Raw genomic sequence first — 18,922 nt, 5'->3', positions numbered from 1 at the left:
ATTATTGTTGTTTAACTCAGCTTGCGGCTGGTTCAGTTTTCGACAACACTTGCGTGATCGTGCTGCGAACAACAGACACCTGAACACCACTGGCGATTTCAACTTCGATTTCGTTGTCGTCTTTCACCTTGGTCACCTTGCCCAGGATACCGCCTTGAGTGACAACTTTGTCGCCCTTACGCAGGGCTGCAACCATCGCTTGATGCTCTTTCATCTTCTTTTGCTGCGGACGGATCAGCAGGAACCACATGATGGCGAAGATCAGAATTAGCGGGACAAACTGGCCAAAAGCTTCCATTGGGCAACTTCCTTATCTTGAGGCGCAAGGATAGCCCTTGCAATTTATTCTTGAATCGCAAGAAAGGTCCCTGCGAAGTTGCACGGAACCTAGGCCCCAACCGCCCGGTTTGCAAGGCGGGAAAGCAGCGAGCCGGCACCTTAGACCGATGAAACTGAACATTTTGGCACCACCAGCAAAAAGCGTTGCTTATTCACCGGCAAGATACCCAACCACCCTACACCCTTCGCGATTTCTGGTGCATACACAAACAAACGAGTCGATCAATCATAGGACCAAGAAAAATGCACGACATTCGCGCAATCCGTGAAAACCCTGACGCCTTTGACGCCATCATGGCCCGTCGCGGGTTGAGTGGCGTGTCATCTGAGGTCCTGAAAATTGACGAGGCCCGTCGCGCCCGCATTCATGCCGCCGAGACGGCGCAAGCCGATCAGAACAAAGCCAGCAAAGAAGTTGGGGCGGCCAAAGCCAAAGGTGACGAGGCTGAATTCGAGCGCCTGCGCGCGCTGGTGGGTGAGAAGAAAGCTGAAGTGGCGCAGATGCAAGCCGAGGCCAAGGAACTGGATCAACAACTGACAAATCTGCTGATGGGCCTGCCCAACCTGCCGTTTGATGATGTACCAGATGGCGTGGATGAAGAAGATAATGTCGAGATCCGTCGCTGGGGCACCCCCAGCACGTTTGATTTCACCCCGAAAGAGCACTTCGACATCGAAGGGGTCAAGCCGGGCATGGATTTTGAAACGGCAGCAAAACTCAGCGGCTCGCGCTTTGTCGTTTTGTCCGGTGGGGTTGTCCGCATTCACCGCGCGCTGGCGCAGTTCATGCTGGATACACATATTGAAGAAAACGGCCTAACGGAAACCTGGACGCCCGTATTGGTGCGCCCCGAGATGATGTATGGCACCGGACAACTGCCCAAGTTTGGCGAAGACAGCTATGAGACCACCAACGGCTGGTGGCTGGTGCCCACAGCCGAGGTAACGTTGACCAACATTGTCAACAGTTCGGTCGTAGATGAAAGCTATCTCCCCCGCCGCTATGTCGCGCACACGCAATGTTTCCGCTCTGAGGCAGGCAGCGCAGGCCGTGACACCGCAGGCATGTTGCGCCAGCACCAGTTTGAAAAAGTCGAAATGGTGTCAATCACGCATCCCGACAAATCCCGAGAAGAGCTGGACCGAATGACCGGCTGCGCAGAGGGCATTTTGGAGCGGCTAGGTCTGGCCTACCGCACCGTTGTGCTGTGCACTGGCGATATCGGTTTTGGTGCCCGTCAAACCCATGATATTGAGGTCTGGTTGCCCGGTCAAAACACATACCGCGAGATCAGCTCGGTCTCGGTCTGTGGTGATTTTCAGGCCCGGCGCATGAACGCACGGTTCAAGCCTGCAGATGGCGGCAAACCACAGTTCCTGCATACGCTCAATGGGTCTGGCCTCGCCGTGGGGCGCTGTTTGATCGCGGTGCTGGAGAATTGCCAACAAGCGGATGGTTCAGTTAAGCTGCCAGAAGCTCTGCATCCATATCTGCGTGGTAAAACCACACTGCGGGCCGACGGGACGCTGGCCTAATCGATTAGCAAGAGATTTAGCCGCCCAGTTCCGCTGGGCGGCTTTCTTTATTCCGCCGGAACAGTACTGGTCTGTCGCACTTTTGGAAACGGAACCAGACGGTTGTTTTCCTCGTCCCACAGCTTAAGGGTCAGCGCCGCCACTGCCTCGGGGAACTTGATCCGGCGCGGAGCGTATTCTTCGGGCAGATTATAATGGCAAGCGCGCAGGCGATAAGACGGAATACGCGCGTTGAAGTGATGAATGTCGTGCAGGGTGATGCAGGCAACTGTCAGATCAAAGAACCAACCAAAGTCCAATGCTGAAGCCCCCTGAAGGGCCGCAAGCTGCGGGTCCAGATCCGGGCGTCGATCCCAATAGGTGTCTTCGAAATTGTGCTGAAGGTAGACCAGAAAAACTCCGATCATTCCACCAAGGTAGCTAAAGCCGAAAAACACCGCCAACCCGCTCCATCCCGAGAGTTTATAAATCAATCCCAAAAACACCAAGATGGACAGGTTGTGTAAAACCACGCCACCAATGCCAAACCGTAGCGTATTCTTAGGCCAACGATAGCGGACGAAATAGGTAAAGAGCGCCCCTACCGGGATGAGAATGAACGGATTGCGGTAGAGCCGGTATTGAAGGCGTGCCCAGAACCCGGCGGTATTCCACTCGCGCAGAGTCATGGTATGCACTTCGCCAGTTTCGCGATGCTCCAGATTGCCCACACCGGCGTGGTGCAGATTGTGATTTTGTTTCATCACTTCGAACGGGGCAAAGGTGAAGGGTGACAACCCGTGCCCGGCCCATTCATTCTGTTCGCGCGTTTCAAACAGGGAGTGGTGTCCACAGTCGTGTTGCAAGACGTAAAGACGCACAGCTGCAAAGGCGAAAATCACCCCTGCCGGTATCATCACATACCAACGATCCACATAAGCAACAGCCAGATAGAACGCGGAGAAATAAACCGCAAATGTTCCAAAATAACTTAATGCCGCAATGCGGTTATCTTTTTTCGTGTACTGGCGCGTATAGGCCCGCAGATCCATGCCATCCCCCGTCGGCTCTGTCCGAATCTTCACTCAAGGATAATGTTATTTGTGACTAAGACAACCAGAACAAGGACATAGCCAATGAGGCGCGTCATTTCGCGCACCGCAAGCCGCCAGATATTACGACTCTGCGCGCGGTTTGAGATGCTTGCGCAGTTTAGAAGGACCACTTTTCTTTTTGCCCTTGTAGGGATTTTTGTCGCTTTGACCACGCAACATCAAGCGAATAGGTGTGCCCGGCATATCAAAGTCTTCGCGTAACCCATTGACAAGATAGCGTGAATAGCTCGCCGGCATCTTATCGGGGTGCGAACACATCACCACAAACCCCGGCGGGCGGGTTTTGGCCTGGGTCATATAGCGCAGCTTGATCCGTTTGCCTTGCGGGGCCGGCGGCGGGTGCTGTTCCAGCATGCCAGTCAGCCAGCGGTTCAAGGCGGCGGTAGGCACACGCCGGTTCCACACTTCATGCGCCTTCATGATCGCCGCATAGAGACGCTCCAGTCCACGGCCGGTTTTGGCGGAAACCGTGATCAAAGGGGCTCCACGGAGTTGTGGCAGCAGGCGTGCAAACTCTTCTTTGAGTTCTTTGAGCTTTTCCTGCTTATCGTCCTCGATGTCCCATTTGTTGACGGCCACAACAACAGCCCGCCCTTCCCGTTCGGCCAGATCGGCAATGCGTAGATCTTGTTGTTCAAACGGGATGGCAGCATCCAGAAGCACAACGACAACTTCAGCAAACTTCACCGCGCGCAAACCGTCTGAAACAGACAGTTTTTCCAATTTTTCCTGCACCTTGGCCTTTTTACGCATCCCGGCGGTGTCAAAAATTCGGGTTGGCGTGTCGTTCCAATTGATCCGCAGCGAAATCGCATCGCGGGTGATCCCCGCCTCTGGCCCCGTCAGAAGCCGGTCTTCGCCAAGGATCTTATTGATCAGAGTCGATTTACCAGCATTCGGCCGCCCAACAACCGCGATTTGCAATGGTTTCTCCGCTGTGGGAACTCGCGGCGCATCGTCATCGTCTTCGTCAATTGTAACATCGGTTTCTGGTGCATTTGCTTCTGCGCGTTTGGCGTATTCATCAGCGATTGGCATGAGCTGCGAATAGAGATCATTCATCCCCTCGCCGTGCTCAGCAGACAGGCGTACCGGCTCGCCCAGTCCAAGACTATAAGCCTCGATCACGCCAGCATCGGCAGCGCTGCCTTCGGATTTATTCGCCGCCAGAATGACGTGGTCCGAGCGCTTACGCAGGATTTCGGCGAACATTTCATCCGTCGGCGTCACACCAGCGCGGGCATCGATCATAAAGAGGCAGATGTCGGCCATATCAACCGCACGCTCTGTCAGGCGGCGCATGCGTCCTTGCAGGGAGTCGTCATTGGCGTCTTCCAGACCCGCGGTATCCACCACGGTAAAGCGAATATCGCCCAGCTTGCCCTCGCCTTCGCGCAGGTCACGCGTCACCCCGGGCTGGTCATCGACCAAGGCCAAACGCCGCCCGACAAGGCGATTGAAAAGCGTGGATTTGCCCACGTTGGGGCGGCCCACAATAGCAAGGGTAAAGCTCATAATCCTGAACTCCGGTTCTGATCAGACCGCTCTGTTACAGGATAACGCGCTTAACGGAAAGCCAGCAATTGCCCTTTGGACGAGACGACATAAAGCGTCCCACCTGCTACAACCGGATTGGTCGTGGCTCCTCCCGGTAATTCGACTTCCCCAAGTGGTGCACCATTTTGAGGGTTGAAAAAGCGCATTTTTCCGTCGTTTGAGGCTACGATCAAACGTCCACCAGCCAAAATCGGGCCGTGGTGGGCATAAATCTCGCTTTGCTTGCGGGGCTTCGTCTTGGTGAAGAAGGGCAAGGTTCGCGCCCAGATTCGGCTACCGTCATTGGCAGACATGCGGATCAACTCATTTCGATCCGAGACGATAAAAATCGAATCGCCCGCAGGCCAAATCTGATTGAGCGGACCATCCAATGCCGTCCAGATCCGTTTGCCGCTGGCCAAGTTCACCGCCACCAACCGACCCGAATGATTGCCGATATAAACCTTGTCCCCGGCAATCATTGGGCCGCCGGTAATGTCGCCAATACTCGCGCTGGAATACCCTGGACGTTGACCCGCCACTTGCGCATCCCAGGCTCGAAGGCCACCGCGTAGAAATGCACCTTGCACCTCTCCCGAACCAAACGCAAAAACAACATATTTGTTGGACACCGCAGGCGCAGGCGCGCCAGAGACATTGTTGATGTCAGGCGAGGCAACCAGCTGCCACTCAATACGGCCGGTGTTCTTATTGAGTGCCCATGCGATTTCGTCACCAGCAACAACATAGACCAGATCGCCGACAACTGTTGGTGTACCTGTCCCCGTCGAGCGCATATTTTGCTGCCATTTCACATTGCCCGTCGTAACATCCAAAGCGGTCAACAAGCCGAAACCCAACGAGACGTATAGCGTATTGCCTTCCACGGCCAATCCGCCGCCGCTTGCATCACCAGCCGATTCATTGGCTGGGACAAGATTTTGTGACCAGATCACCTGCCCCGCCGTTGAGACTGCAGTCACTGTCGCATGGGCATCTAATGTGAATACCCGCCCGGAGGACACGACCGGATCAGCAGTAATACGTGCGCGGTTGCCGTCCCCGACTCCGATTGGCACAGACCACGCCAATTGTGGTGTGCTGCGTAAAGCTGGGTGATCCGTTCGGAACGCAGGCGAATTGGGTGATTGCGACCAATTCGCATTGTTTTTAACTGGCGGAAGCTTCAGCGGCGTTGCTTGAGCAGGCGTTTGAGAGCTGGCGAGGGTTGCGGCGTCTTCTTCGCTGAGCACCGACCTGATATTCTCGCGTTTACCTTGCAGAATGGGATCATCCTTGCTGCAGGCCGTCAAAGCGACGAGAAGCGCAGCCCCGTAAACTAACTTGGTCGGTTTCAATGCTCTCATCCCCGTTTCAACTCTCCGGCTTGCAAGGCGTGCCGTGCAAGCGGTCATTCGTTACTCGCTTGTTACCGCAATTTGCGGCTCACCACCAAGCGCGACAATCAACTGTGTGACACGATTGCGTAAGCTTGGCGTGGTTTGCGCATTTTCATCAATACCAGCCAGCCGTGTCAACGCGGCATCGCTGTCTCCCTGCTCGATATCGATTAGGGCCAATTGTTCTTCGGCCAATAGGCCGGTTACACCACCTGAAAGCGCAAGGCCTTCGAGACGCGTCTGTTTATCTTCAACGCTAATCCCCGAATTCGGCAACGACATCGCTTTGAGGGTCGCAATTTGGCGATACACGGTCTGAACGCCATCTGTATCTGCAACCGACAAAAGACGCGCAGCTGCATCTGCTGGCGCTTCACTGCCTTCTTCACCAGCGGTCAGCAGTTCCAAAATGGCCTGCCCGTCTGCATTTGGAGCGGTGATCCCTGCCAGCGCATCCGCACGAACAGCCCTGTCTGGCTGCTCAAGTGCGGTAATGATGGAATCGCCAAACTCTTGTGCAGCTTGCTGTTCGTTGGATTTTTTCCATTCATTCCAAGCAGTTCCGGCCACCAAAGCAATAGCAACCACACCCGCGATCCAGCCATAACGGCGTAAGACTCCATAAAAGCGGTCTCGGCGGACTTCTTCGGTGACTTCGTCAATGAAACTATCGGTGTCGCTCAAACATCTATCCTCGCTGCATTCCGCTCCCTCTTAACCCGAAGCCCTCCGCCTGCCAAGAGGCTGCGGCTTATGCGCGTTCCGATGGTCTGCATTATTGCGTCGCCCCTTTATCTGAACTATACGGTTCAGGGGATTCTATATTTGAAATAAGCAGATCGCAGCTTACATATGTGCGACCGGCTCTGAACTCTTGCTAAAGGTATTGGAATGCGGATTTTTCCTATCGTGGCCGCCGCTATTGCGTCACTTCTTGTGTATTTGTTTATATTCGACCGCAACAGCCTGACGGGTGGTGATGAAGCCGTGTCTGAAACGGAAGATTTGGCTGAAAACGGAGCAACTGCACCGGAGTCGAACATTGATCCGAACGCAGTACGTGTTGTAGCGGTCAAATCAACCGCCCGCGAAATTGACAGCGCCTTAGTACTGCGTGGTCAGACCGAAGCAGATCGCGAGGTCGAGCTGCAATCTGAAACTTCTGGACTTGTCATCTCTGACCCCTTGCGCAAAGGGGCCTTTGTAAAAGCGGGCGATGTTCTATGCGAACTTGATCCGGCAACTCGACAGGCCAATCTAGCCGAATCTGAGGCGCGCCTGGCCGAAGCACGTACACGGATCCCCGAGGCCGAAGCACGTCTGAAAGAAGCGCAGGCACAACTCTCTGAAGCGCAGATCAACAACAATGCGTCTGAAAAGCTATCTGAGGGCGGATATGCCTCTGATGTGCGCTTGGCGCAAACGCGTGCTGCCGTTAGTTCAGCCGAAGCTCTGGTTGAGGCGGCACGGTCTGGCGTCGAAGCCGCACAATCCGGCATCCAATCGGCCGAGGCCTCTGTCGCCGCAGCAAAAAAAGAGATTGAGCGCCTGCAGATCAGTGCTCCGTTTGACGGATTGTTGGAATCGGACACTGCAGAATTGGGAAGCCTGCTTTTGCCGGGTGGTCCTTGCGCCACGGTGATTCAGCTGGACCCAATCAAACTGGTGGGCTTTGTACCTGAAACCGAAATCAGTCGCATCGCTCTTGGCGCAGATGCTCGGGCACGGATGGCAGCCGGCGAAGATGTTGCTGGAAAGGTATCTTTCTTGTCGCGCAGTGCAGACCCGATCACGCGCACATTCCGTGTGGAAATTCAGGTTCCCAACCCGGATCTGACCCTGCGCGATGGTCAAACAACCGAGATTCGGATCTCTGCCGAAGGCAATCGGGCGCATTTGTTGCCACAATCCTCTTTGACATTGAATGACGCAGGTGTGTTGGGAGTTAGGTTGGTTGATACGGAAAATACCGCCAAATTTGTCCCAGTTGCACTCCTCAAAGATACCAGTGATGGCATCTGGCTGGCAGGCTTGCCGGACATGGCAGAGGTCATAGTGATTGGGCAGGAGTATGTCATCGATGGCGTACCCGTTCTACCGACCTATCAGGAGCTGGGACAATGACCGGATTGGTCGATTGGGCCGCCAGCCGCGCACGGATGGTGATCGCCTTTATTGTGCTCTCCTTGATGGCAGGCACCTTGGCCTATGTGAGTCTGCCCAAAGAGGGCGAACCGGACATTGAAATCCCGGCTCTGTTTGTATCAGTCATTTTCCCGGGCATTTCCGCTGAAGACAGCGAGAAACTACTGGTCAGGGTCATGGAAACTGAATTGAGTGATCTTGACGGCCTCAAGAAAATGACCGGGACCGCTGCCGAGAATTACGCTGGTGTTGCACTTGAGTTTGAATTTGGCTGGGATAAAACCAAGATCCTGGCCGATGTGCGCGATGCTATGAACGCGGCCGAGGCTGAATTCCCCGATGGGGCTGAAAAATACACCATCAACGAGATAAATTTCAGCGAATTCCCAATCATCATTGTCAACCTGTCCGGCGCTGTTCCCGAACGCACCATGGCAAGGCTGGCCAAAGATCTACAGGACCGGCTGGAAGCGTTAGAACCCGTGCTCGAGGCAGGCATCGCAGGAAACCGGGATGAAATGGTTGAAGTGGTGATCGATCCGCTGCGGCTAGAAGCCTATAATGTAACTGCAAATGAGTTGATCACCGTTGTTCAAAACAACAACCAACTGATCGCCGCCGGTGAGGTCGATAGTGAACAAGGGGCATTTTCAGTCAAAATTCCTTCTTCATTTAGTGACCCCCAAGACGTCTATGAATTGCCTATCAAGACCAATGGAGACCGAATTGTCACATTAGGTGATCTGGCCACCATCAGCCTGACATTCGAAGACCGACAAGGAACAGCACGTTTTAATGGTGAAAACTCGGTTGCACTGCAGGTGGTAAAACGCAAAGGCTTCAACATCATCGACACCTCAGCCCTCGTCCGCCAAACCGTCGCAGAGGCCCAGGATGAATGGCCAACCGAGTTGCAAGCTGCAATAAACGTAGGCGTGTCCAATGATCAATCCCGTATCGTGGCTTCGATGGTCAAACAGCTCGAGGGGTCGGTTCTTACCGCGATCGCACTTGTGATGATTGTCACGCTGGCAGCGCTTGGTATCCGCCCTGCTCTGTTGGTGGGTTTTGCGATTCCTACATCGTTCCTATTGTGCTTTGCGCTGCTGGCGATCATGGGCGTGACCGTTTCAAATATGGTGATGTTCGGATTAATCCTAGCCGTGGGTATGTTGGTAGACGGCGCAATTGTTGTAGTGGAATACGCCGACAAACGCATCGACGAAGGCTCTGGCCCGATGCACGCCTATGTCGAAGCCGCCAAGCGCATGTTCTGGCCTGTGGTCAGTTCAACCGCCACAACCCTCTGCGCCTTCCTGCCAATGCTGTTTTGGCCCGGCATCCCTGGGCAGTTCATGGGCATGCTGCCTGTCACGTTGATTTTTGTTCTATCCGCGTCGCTGCTGGTCGCTCTGGTCTATCTACCAGTTATGGGCGGTGTCACCGGCCGGATCGAACGCTGGTTTGATGTCAACATTCGGCAGATCGCCGATATGTCGTGGAAATGGCATCTGATTCTGTTCCCGACTGCTGTCGCGAGCTTCTGGCTTGCTAGTTCAATGGTGCCTTGGCTATTCGAACTGGTCGGGCAGCAGTTTTCCAACATGGATATGGGTCGTATAATTCTGTCGGTCATCCCGACGCTTGCAAGTGCCTTCATGCTTCTTGTTGTTGCGATGGTCTTTGTCGCGATTGGCCTGATGAGCATAGTCGGCATCATGCTGGGGCTGATGGCCGTATTCCGCAGGTTCAGCCGCTACATTCGGCGGACTTATGCTCGGATCTTCCCCCGTGAAGAGCACAAAATTGAGGCCGGCTATCATCGCACGCCTTTCGGACGGTTCATCCACATGATTGCGGGTAACCCCGTGGCACCTTTGCTAGCCTTCTGCGCCATCTTCGTGCTCGTCGGCAGCGTTCTCATTTTTTATATGGGAAACAACCGTGGCACCGAGTTCTTTGTCGAAACCGAGCCGGAAAACGCGTTGGTCTACGTCCGCGCGCGCGGCAACCTTTCTTTGGATCAGCAAGACGACCTGTTACAACAAGCCGAAGAGATTGTTCTTAACCACCCGCATGTCCAAAGCGCCTTTGCCTTTGCCGGTGACGGAGGTCTCAACAACAACACCGGTGGCGCCCAACCACCACGAGACACAATCGGTCAAGTTCAGTTTGAATTGATCCCATGGGACGAGCGCCCGACGGTGCGAGAGACTTGGTTTTCCATTCCGCTACTTGGATGGGAAATTAAACGCCAAGTGACGGACGCAACGGCCAATGGCACACGCACGGTGGCAGAGCTGACCACCGAGCTGGAAAAGATCCACGGGATCAAAGTTGAAATTCTGACGCTTGAGCAAGGTCCAGCCTCCGCCAAACCCGTGCACCTTCGGATCAAGGGCGACGATTGGGAAGAACTGCAAACCTTTACCAACGCTGCCCGTGCCAAGTTCGAAGAAACTTATGGTCTGACCTTGATCGAAGATACTCTCCCCCTGCCCCGGATCGACTGGCAGATTGATGTCGATGTGGAACAGGCCGGTCGGTATGGCACGGATGTCGCCACAGTTGGAGCCATGGTTCAGCTGATCACTCGTGGTATTCTTTTGGGCAACATGCGCGTCGACAGCAGCGATGAAGAAATCGACATCCGCGTGCGTCTACCCGAGGAATTCCGCGTTCTGTCAACCCTCGACACGCTTAAGCTGCGGACGGCTGATGGGCTTGTCCCACTTAGCAATTTTGTCTCGCGCCAGCCGGTTCCGGGTCTTGCCCAGATTGACCGGATTGATCAGACGCGGTTCTTTGATGTGAAGGCCGCGGTAGAAACTGGATTGACTAAATCCATCACCGCCGAAGATGGCACAGTCAGCGAAGTTCCCATCAATCCCAATGAGCGGATTGCAGTACTGACTGAATGGCTCGAAAGTGGTGTTGTTCCTGCTGGTATCAGTTTTGAGTGGACCGGCGATGCCGAGGATCAGGAAGAATCTGGAGAGTTTCTGCAAAAGGCATTCCTTGGTGCATTGGGTCTGATGTTCATCATTCTGTTGGCCCAATTCAACAGTGTTTACAACGCCGTGCTGGTTTTGCTGGCGGTGGTCTTGTCAACCACCGGAGTTCTGATTGGCATGCTGGTGATGAACCAGCCGTTTTCAATCATCATGACCGGCACCGGCATCGTCGCCTTGGCCGGGATCGTTGTGAACAACAACATCGTATTGATCGACACCTATCAGGAATATTCCCGCTACATGCCCCGGATCGAGGCGATCACTCGCACCGCCGAGGCCCGTATTCGCCCAGTTCTGTTGACTACGATCACAACAATGGCGGGTCTGGCACCAATGATGTTTGGCCTCAGCCTGAACTTTGCCGATGGTGGTTATAGCTTCAACAGCCCCACTGCTCTGTGGTGGAAGCAACTGGCCACCGCTGTGGTCTTTGGACTTGGCATTGCGACGGTTCTGACATTGATCTTCACCCCCGCCATGTTGGCATTGCGGATCTGGATCGGCACTTACCTGACATGGCTGGCCCGTATGGCCGCAAAACTGTCGCAAGGCAGTGCCAGCCGCGCGGCACAGGATTGGGCATTGGCGCAAGCGTCCAAGCGGGTTGCATTGCCCGAAATCCTTTGGGACGAAAAGATGTTCGACCCTGCCCAAGATCCCACAGGGAATGGGCCAGAAAGAACTCCCACGGAAAAAGCCGGAAAAACCGATGAAAAACCATCATCGGGCAAGCCCTTACGGGCGGCGGAATAATAACGAGAATGAGTTGTGACCCACGATTTCAGTGGGTCACTGAGGCAATTGTCCCTTCATTTGCTCCAGGATTTGCGCAGCCAGATCACCAATGATGGGCACGAATTCAACTTGGCTCAGCGACCAGACAAAGATCGACAGGATCACCGAGGCCCCCAATACCGTTCCCAGACCAAAAGCCATGCCACGCGCCAGATTGAACAGCATCAACCGAACGAATGAGTTCTGAATGCGCAGAAATCTGTGGCGATTGAAACGCTCCAGTTCTCGTCCTATTAATTGCAAGTCTTGACGCAGGTCTTCGTCACTCATCTAATTCTCCGGAAGATCTGGGTTGAGTCAGCTAAATGTCGCTGCGACATCATACATCACAGGTTCAAAGCTTTTGCAAAGTTCATTGAACCGGCGATTGCGCACCCGCATCTCATTACTGCGCAACATGGCTTGAAAATCTTCGCGCCGCTGCCATTGTGAATAGTTTGCAATCCGCGTCTGCGCATCGTTGACATGCAGGCCAGCGCCAATAAATCCAGGCTGCTTGGAAATAAACTCATCATAAGCCGCCGTCAGTTCATCAAGTAGGTCCTGACAAGTACCCGGTGTCATTTCGAAGGTTGTTATGACAGTTTGAAAACTATTGGACTGCTTGATTGTCGGCATGGCTACTCTCCTGTTTGTTGACCCAAGCCTAGCAGGTTGCACAGGAAGCGCAAAATATTCAGTCTTAACAGATGATTTACCAATATTGAGCAAAGTCAACGCGGAGGACCCCATGCTTCGCGTCATCATCGCAATACTTGCCTTGTCAACGGCGCAGGTTCAGGCAGGAGCCTGGCCACGCGAAAAGGGAAGTGTATTCCTATCCTATTCCCTCGAAATAGAAACCGAAGCTCCCTACCAGACGTATGGAACAATTTACGGCGAATACGGTGTAACAGACAAACTCACGCTCGGCCTAGACCTCGGGGGAGACGACACCGTCAGTGACAAAGCCTTTGTATTTGCACGATACCCCGGCAAACCTGCAGCGGTTGGTATATTGTCTGCTTGGGAAATAGCCATTGGGATGGCTGAGAACGAACTCGCCTTTCGCCCCGGGGTTTCGATTGGACGTGGAATAAAATGGGTGGAAATAGACGGCTGGCTTGGCCTGGAAACGCGAAGCATCATTTTCTCGAATGGGCTTGCCGGAGATTTCGAAGCTGATGCCACGTTGGGCCTCTCAGTGACAAAACAGAGTAAACTGATCTTTCAGCTTCAGGGCCGCATCCCCCCGATTGAACCAGCCTATATCAAATTGGCCCCATCCTACATATTCGAACAACGCTCAGGGCGGCATTTAGAGGCGGGAATCATAACAGGCGTGATGGGCACCGATGAGCTAAAACTCAAATTCGGTGCCTGGCATCATTTCTGAAAATCAGAGCGCATCGTCAATCCGAACGTGAACTGTCGCCGAACCACTGACCGGTTTTTCCCATTGCAGATAAATCTGGTCCTGATTGGGCCCTTGTTTAAACTGAACGTAAGGGACGCCGTGATATGCACTCCCCGTGTTATCCGAAAGCGGCGCTGTTAAAACAACAGAATCCACGGCTTGTGCCTGCGCGCCAAAGGGCAACTTCCCTTCTGCGTCAATTGCCCAGGTTTGCGATGGGCTTGCTTCTGTATGTGAGACCTTAACCGGACAAACCGTGTGTGTTGTTACATTGCTGAATGCATTATTGGCGAAGTTCACATTTATCACCCGATCGAAGTCGAGCGAGGCAAAACTAGTGTCCAATCGTTCAATGCGATCAATTTCATCACCAATCACACGGAAGGAGTTCCCGTTCACATTCAACCCTTTAATGAAGTGCCCAGGTCCATAGGGTTTGATGACTATAAAACTGAACCAAGGTGCGACATGGCCTACGACAAAAGTGTTATCGCTGATATTCAGCGCACTAAACGAAAATTCGTTCAAGAAGTCCGGCTCCGCATCATGCTCATTGGTCCACTCAAGGAAATTGTTATCGATATAGTTTCCGACAATTGTTGCCCGATTATTTTGCTCGGTCAAAACCAGCCCCGCTGTGCGAGGAGACCCCTGCTGCGCGTCCCCCTGAAAGTAGTGGTTTCCGGTGAAAATCGTGTTACCACCTGCCAGCACTGCAAAGTGGCGAAAGTAAGTGGCGCGGTTGTCGCGTAATTTCACGTCATTAGCATTCGTATTTAGGCCGATGGATGTTCTGTCCGCCGCAGCCAGTGGCGCCTCGTCCGAAATGAACTGGCATTGATCCACAAGCATCCCCTGGTCACCTTTCGCAAAACTGGTGATGCCCCGATCTTTGGGCGCAGTGAAAAAGCAGTCCTTAAAGGTGAAGGCTTTGGCTGTTTTCGGCAACAAAACAGCGCTGCAACGTCCAGAACACTGGAATTCCACATCCGAGATGATGAATTTGTCGAGCTTTTCAAAACCGCTGAAATCAAGGATGTACTTGAATCTGCGGAAGGAGAAAGTTTGACTGCCCTCCGCGTCATACAGGGGCAGACTAAGTGTCAATTCCTTGGCAGCAATGTTCTTCTCTCGGACATAGACTTCTCTGCCCACACCGTTGCCCTCAACCAGGGACCCGATCGGAATATTAGCTACGTTTGTCACATTCTTCAGAGTTCGCGCATCATTGACGCTGTAGCTCGCTTGTGACGTGAAAACCTCGGTATCCCAGGCCGAGGAGTTTCTGGCACTGATCTGGCCATTCCGAATAACCCGTCGCTGCGAAAAAACATCACGAGTAGCAACCGCCGACTGCATATCAATTGGCTTTGTGATGTCAAACCGCAGGCCACCCAAATCCAGTGTTTCGTGCCCGACACCATTGATCAGCGCCTGAAACGCCTTACGCAGCGCCTCGTCTTCACTGCCAAACACGCGGATGTAATGGGGCATGTCGAAGTTTTGCACCATCGCAAAGGTTTTATCAGCCGGCAACGTCACAGTGCCTTCGATTTTAACCGGGGATTGAAGCGTTACACTATCGCCCAAGTAATATGAACCTGCTGATATTAACACTTCACGTCCATTTGCGGCCGCATCCGCCGCTTCAAACGCAGCGAAATCATCAACAACACCATCCCCAATCGCTCCAAAATCGCGCACATCCACCATGCTTAACATGTCCCGCAGGAACACATTGGTCACATCTTCGATTTGAAAGTCATCTATGCGAATGATACCGCCATTGGGGCCCGTCAGGTCCAATCCGAAGTGGCCGTATGCGGGCCCAACACCCCATGGCATGTCAACTCCGTTACGTAGCCCTGTTCCGATGATCGCGCTGACCTCAACAACCTCTCCATAGGTCGTTAGGCTAATTTCAGGCCCAACCTCCGTCAGATTGGGGACATGAGTGTCATCACTTGCCCCGGCCCAAGCGGCAATACGGACAGTCGGCAAATTCCCTGTGATGGCTTTGATCCTGGTTTTGACCCTAAGATAACAGCCTGGCAAAATTTGTGTTTGCCCCATATACCTCAGCCTTTGCACGGCCTCGGTTTTCTGCATTTCTAACGCACCAGCGAAATCCTGATCCGATGGCGTATAGATAGCATTCAGCGCACCCTCATAAGTGGCCGAGCCCACAGTGCCATCTTCGCTCGACCACACGTCCAGCCCATCTGCAAACTTGGGCGGCATGAAAGTAATGCCATCGGTAACTGCCTTATTCATGAAATTCCCTTTCCGCATCCCTTTGTTCTCGGCCCGACACAGCGGGAATGGGATGATATATGTTTCACCTGACCCGGGCGCGCCCGGTGGCAAAGGGAAGTATCAATGCGAGGTTAATGGGGGCTCAGTGAACCGTGACGGTCCTCAAGCCCCAAATGTGCTTATGAAAGCTCGACAAACACGCGACCACCCTCAACTTTGACAGGGTGGGTCACAAGATCAACGGTACAAGGTGCGGACAAAGCCTTTCCTGTGCAGATATCAAAACGACCACCGTGCAACGGGCATTCGATCACACAATCGATCACCAACCCATCTTCGAGGCTTTGTTTTTCATGCGTGCACATCAGATCCGAGGCGAAAAACCCCTTTTCGGTGTTGTAAATCGCGTAGCTTCGACCGTTGTGCTCCCACGGAATCAGATCTTCTTCGTCGATGTCATCGGTGGCACATGCGTCAATCCAGGTCGTCATTTTGCTGGCTCCAAGTTTGGCTGATTTAACAGTTCATTGATGTGTTGGCGTCCAATGATCGAGCGCCTCTAGGAACTTTTCCTTTTCGCCCGCAAACATGCCAATATTGGTCTCGGCATAGGGGAAATTTCCTGCCGCTACTTCGCGATGAAACTCTCCAAGGGCCGCCACGCGCTCATCATGAATCTGCTTGTGCAAACGCCCCACTTGGCCAAAGGCATGGGCGTGTTTTGGCGGCTTGCCTTCCTCGCTCACTTCGCCGCAAATATCTGCCACGAAAGAGAAAACCGCATCTCCGCCCGGACCGGAGCCCAACGAAAATGTCACGATGCTTGTCTTGCCGTTTACAGCTGTCAGCACTTCTTCGGCGATACATTCAGCCTCTACCGCGAAAACGCCAACATCTTCCATACGTTTGATCGTCTCCCAGATCTGCATCGCTTCTTCAGCCTTTCGCCCGAACGCCCGCAGACCGCCACAATGGTGGCTGAAGGTTGGGATCAAACCGATATGGCTTTGCACCGGAATGCCCTCACTCGCCATCCACTCCATCACGTCAAAAGACCGCAATGTGTAGTACATATCCGCGCCCCGGCGCATCGCCTCATATGCATGAGCCACGATCTCATCATCCGATCCAAACTGCGCCCAAGAAGACCCTGCCCCGGTGAAGATCGCCGGTGCCAGTTCGCGCACATCCTCCATCTGATCAGTCCCTACAACAAACAGATCAATCTCCGCATCGACACAGGCCTTAATCTCATTGCGGTCTGCCGGGTTGGCCATCGACAATTGTCGTCCTGACCCTTTCAGCGCCTTCAAATCTGCTACAGTAAAATTCCGCATGGCGGGATTGCGGCTGAAATCGTAGATGCGCTTCATTCTAAAGTTCCTGTTTTGTGTGATTCAATTTTCTAACGGTCCTATCTCTTTGTAGTCTGGCAAAACCTCTGACCGACCACATTTATCAAAATCCGCGAGCCTTACATCGTACGCTGCGCAACCCGTTCAACAGGACCACCTTCGGTGATCATATGCGGAGCTTGTCGGATGGTTGCGGCTTTGGTCTGGTGGCCAAAACTCCGGCGGATCACCACGCTTAGTACCTCAAGGTTTGTTTTCCAAAACCCCGGATCGGGGTCCGGAGTTTGATCTTCAATCGCATCAGCCAGTTGCGGCAGCGCATGAAATGGCACTTGAGGATACAGGTGATGCTCCACGTGATTGTTCATGTTCATATAGAGGAAGTTCGCCAGCCAACTGCCTTTGAATGACCGTGTGCTTTCCAAGATCGAAGGCGAATTTTCCTGCAACTCAACATGCTGAATCAAGGTGAACAACAGCATCACCGGCGCGCCCAGCACGCGGGGCACCGCGATAAACCAGATCGGCCACCAGATGCCAAAGAGCGGCGCTACCGCAATCAGGGTGTAAATTGCCAGCATGATCCGCGCATTGCGGGTCATCTTGCCAAACTCACCCTCGGGCGTAACCATCTTCATGGTGTCAGAATATTGCTTGGTCGCCAATTGCACGAAGACATGCATGTGGAACCGCAGCAAGGCAAAGCCAGTGATTTCGGCAATCCAGCCGCCAAACCCCATTGGTGTGTCAAACGGCATTTGGCTGTCTTTACCAACATGCCAGGTGAATGTGTGGTGGTTGGTGTGTGTGTACCGCCGATGCAGAGGCTCTTCCATGTAAATCAGCGATGTCACCCATAGAACAGCCTCGTTCAACGAACGGGTACGAAAAGCTGTGCCATGTGCGGTTTCATGGCTGAAGGAATAGGCCGGTACCGTTAGGAAGATTCCGTGCAGGAACATCGCAGGCCACATCCATATAGTCCCCAAACTTATCCAGATCAAAACGCCGGTCAAAGCCAAGGATCCGCCCCACTTCGCCAGATATTTCAAACCGGGGCGATCTGATCGCCCCGCAATGGACTTGAGTGTTTTCTTGTCCAACTTCACCCCGGAAGAGGCAGCATTTGTAGGAACATAATCGGGCATTTCAGTACTCCGATATCAAGCCCAAAGGCATGAATGGTTTGACGTCTGACCTGCTCTACTGATCAGACGCTTCAAGAAAAAAGGTAGGGCTTGATAAAACCCGGCGCTGCATCCGCAGATCAGCTTGCGTAGTCCGAGTTTTCTGCGTCTAAGATGGCCATCATCTCTGACATATGCGCCTCGGCCTGATCCGGGTAATCTTCCAATTCTTTTGCGGTTTTCTCTGCGATCTCATCGCTGAGAACCCTCAGCGGCTGTCCGGTTTGCAGGGCACGGATATATGTTTCGGCCGCGCGCTCGAAATAGTACAGGCGGTTGAAGGTATCGGCGACATTTTCACCAAGGATCAGCACGCCGTGGTTGCCCATGATCATCACTTTGACTTTGGGGTCTTTGAGCATCGAGGCGCAGCGCTCTCCCTCGCTTTCAAACGCCAGTCCGCCAAACTCTTCATCAATCACGTAACGATTGTAAAAGGTCGCGGTATTCTGATCGATCGGCGGCATATTACTGTCGGCCAAGCAGGCCAAAACCGTCGCATGAATAGAATGTACATGCATCGCGCAGCGCGCATGTGGGCATAGGCGATGGATGCCACCATGCAACCCCCAGGCTGTCGGATCTGGCGCACCGGGACGATCCAGCACATCCGGATCATTCGCATCCAATAACAACAGGTCTGAGGCCTTGATCCGGCTGAAATGACGTTGGTTGGGGTTGATCAGGAATTGAGTGCCATCATCATTAACCGCAAGGCTGAAATGGTTCGCCACCGCCTCGTGCATATTCAGGCGTTCGGTCCAACGAAAGGCGGCTGCCAGTTCAGTGCGTTCCTTCCAAAAAGCGATATTTGGGTTATGCGTGGCTGTCTGAACGTTCATTTTGCGGCCTCCTCAGTTGCTGTCGCA

General features: G+C 53.4%; 16 protein-coding genes. 4 read left to right on the top strand and 12 right to left on the bottom strand.

Annotation, left to right across the window (positions count from 1 at the left end):
* Nucleotides 1-16 precede the first annotated feature (16 nt).
* Entirely contained in the window at nt 17-298 is a 282-nt protein-coding gene (yajC, locus tag ROA7450_RS01685) for a preprotein translocase subunit YajC (protein ID WP_085803885.1), read from the bottom strand.
* Between the two features lie 284 nt (nt 299-582).
* Between yajC and serS the strand changes: the two genes are divergently transcribed.
* Complete coding sequence (gene serS / locus ROA7450_RS01680) at nt 583-1,875, top strand: serine--tRNA ligase (protein ID WP_085803883.1); 1,293 nt, start codon at nt 583-585, stop codon at nt 1,873-1,875.
* Between the two features lie 47 nt (nt 1,876-1,922).
* Here serS and ROA7450_RS01675 read toward each other — a convergent pair whose 3' ends face one another.
* From ROA7450_RS01675 to ROA7450_RS01660, 4 genes are all read right to left on the bottom strand, one after another.
* Nucleotides 1,923-2,906: a fatty acid desaturase gene (locus ROA7450_RS01675; protein ID WP_085803882.1), complete on the bottom strand. Its 984-nt coding sequence runs from the start codon at nt 2,904-2,906 to the stop codon at nt 1,923-1,925.
* Nucleotides 2,907-3,029: 123 nt separating this feature from the next.
* The gene (gene der, locus ROA7450_RS01670) at nt 3,030-4,484 is read right to left on the bottom strand and encodes a ribosome biogenesis GTPase Der (RefSeq protein ID WP_085803881.1); all 1,455 of its coding nucleotides are present in this window, start codon (nt 4,482-4,484) and stop codon (nt 3,030-3,032) included.
* 50 nt (nt 4,485-4,534) lie between these two features.
* Entirely contained in the window at nt 4,535-5,872 is a 1,338-nt protein-coding gene (locus ROA7450_RS01665) for a PQQ-like beta-propeller repeat protein (protein WP_085803880.1), read from the bottom strand.
* A 51-nt stretch (nt 5,873-5,923) separates the two neighbouring features.
* Entirely contained in the window at nt 5,924-6,589 is a 666-nt protein-coding gene (locus ROA7450_RS01660) for a tetratricopeptide repeat protein (protein ID WP_085803879.1), read from the bottom strand.
* A 207-nt stretch (nt 6,590-6,796) separates the two neighbouring features.
* Between ROA7450_RS01660 and ROA7450_RS01655 the strand changes: the two genes are divergently transcribed.
* Together ROA7450_RS01655 and ROA7450_RS01650 are read left to right on the top strand one after the other, a co-directional pair.
* Complete coding sequence (locus ROA7450_RS01655; RefSeq protein WP_085803878.1) at nt 6,797-8,029, top strand: efflux RND transporter periplasmic adaptor subunit; 1,233 nt, start codon at nt 6,797-6,799, stop codon at nt 8,027-8,029.
* The gene (locus ROA7450_RS01650; protein ID WP_085803877.1) at nt 8,026-11,817 is read left to right on the top strand and encodes an efflux RND transporter permease subunit; all 3,792 of its coding nucleotides are present in this window, start codon (nt 8,026-8,028) and stop codon (nt 11,815-11,817) included. The genes ROA7450_RS01655 and ROA7450_RS01650 overlap by 4 nt, the downstream gene beginning before the upstream one ends.
* Nucleotides 11,818-11,853: 36 nt before the next feature.
* Here ROA7450_RS01650 and ROA7450_RS01645 read toward each other — a convergent pair whose 3' ends face one another.
* Both ROA7450_RS01645 and ROA7450_RS01640 read right to left on the bottom strand, forming a co-directional pair.
* Nucleotides 11,854-12,129 carry a DUF5665 domain-containing protein gene (locus tag ROA7450_RS01645; RefSeq protein ID WP_085803876.1) on the bottom strand — a complete coding sequence of 92 codons (276 nt, stop codon included), beginning with the start codon at nt 12,127-12,129 and terminating at the stop codon, nt 11,854-11,856.
* 27 nt (nt 12,130-12,156) lie between these two features.
* Nucleotides 12,157-12,477, bottom strand: coding sequence for an antibiotic biosynthesis monooxygenase family protein (locus ROA7450_RS01640; protein ID WP_085803875.1), 321 nt, complete (start codon nt 12,475-12,477; stop codon nt 12,157-12,159).
* Between the two features lie 112 nt (nt 12,478-12,589).
* Between ROA7450_RS01640 and ROA7450_RS01635 the strand changes: the two genes are divergently transcribed.
* A complete protein-coding gene (locus tag ROA7450_RS01635; protein ID WP_143534316.1) occupies nt 12,590-13,234 on the top strand; it encodes a hypothetical protein in 645 nt (214 codons plus the stop codon).
* A 3-nt stretch (nt 13,235-13,237) separates the two neighbouring features.
* On the opposite strand, the gene ROA7450_RS01630 is transcribed toward ROA7450_RS01635, so the two are convergent.
* From ROA7450_RS01630 to ROA7450_RS01610, 5 genes are all read right to left on the bottom strand, one after another.
* On the bottom strand, nt 13,238-15,529 hold the full coding sequence (locus ROA7450_RS01630) for a hypothetical protein (RefSeq protein WP_085803873.1): 2,292 nt from the start codon (nt 15,527-15,529) through the stop codon (nt 13,238-13,240).
* A gap of 161 nt (nt 15,530-15,690) precedes the next feature.
* Entirely contained in the window at nt 15,691-16,002 is a 312-nt protein-coding gene (locus tag ROA7450_RS01625; RefSeq protein ID WP_085803872.1) for a non-heme iron oxygenase ferredoxin subunit, read from the bottom strand.
* Between the two features lie 33 nt (nt 16,003-16,035).
* Complete coding sequence (locus ROA7450_RS01620; RefSeq protein WP_085803871.1) at nt 16,036-16,884, bottom strand: 3-methyl-2-oxobutanoate hydroxymethyltransferase; 849 nt, start codon at nt 16,882-16,884, stop codon at nt 16,036-16,038.
* Between the two features lie 101 nt (nt 16,885-16,985).
* The gene (locus tag ROA7450_RS01615) at nt 16,986-18,014 is read right to left on the bottom strand and encodes a fatty acid desaturase (RefSeq protein ID WP_085803870.1); all 1,029 of its coding nucleotides are present in this window, start codon (nt 18,012-18,014) and stop codon (nt 16,986-16,988) included.
* 119 nt (nt 18,015-18,133) lie between these two features.
* A complete protein-coding gene (locus ROA7450_RS01610) occupies nt 18,134-18,895 on the bottom strand; it encodes a class II aldolase and adducin N-terminal domain-containing protein (protein WP_085803869.1) in 762 nt (253 codons plus the stop codon).
* Between the last annotated feature and the right edge of the window lie 27 nt (nt 18,896-18,922).

Source organism: Roseovarius albus (assembly GCF_900172335.1).
Lineage (GTDB): Bacteria > Pseudomonadota > Alphaproteobacteria > Rhodobacterales > Rhodobacteraceae > Roseovarius > Roseovarius albus.
Note: the sequence above shows the minus strand (reverse complement) of the source record. Positions and strands in the feature narration are given on the sequence as shown.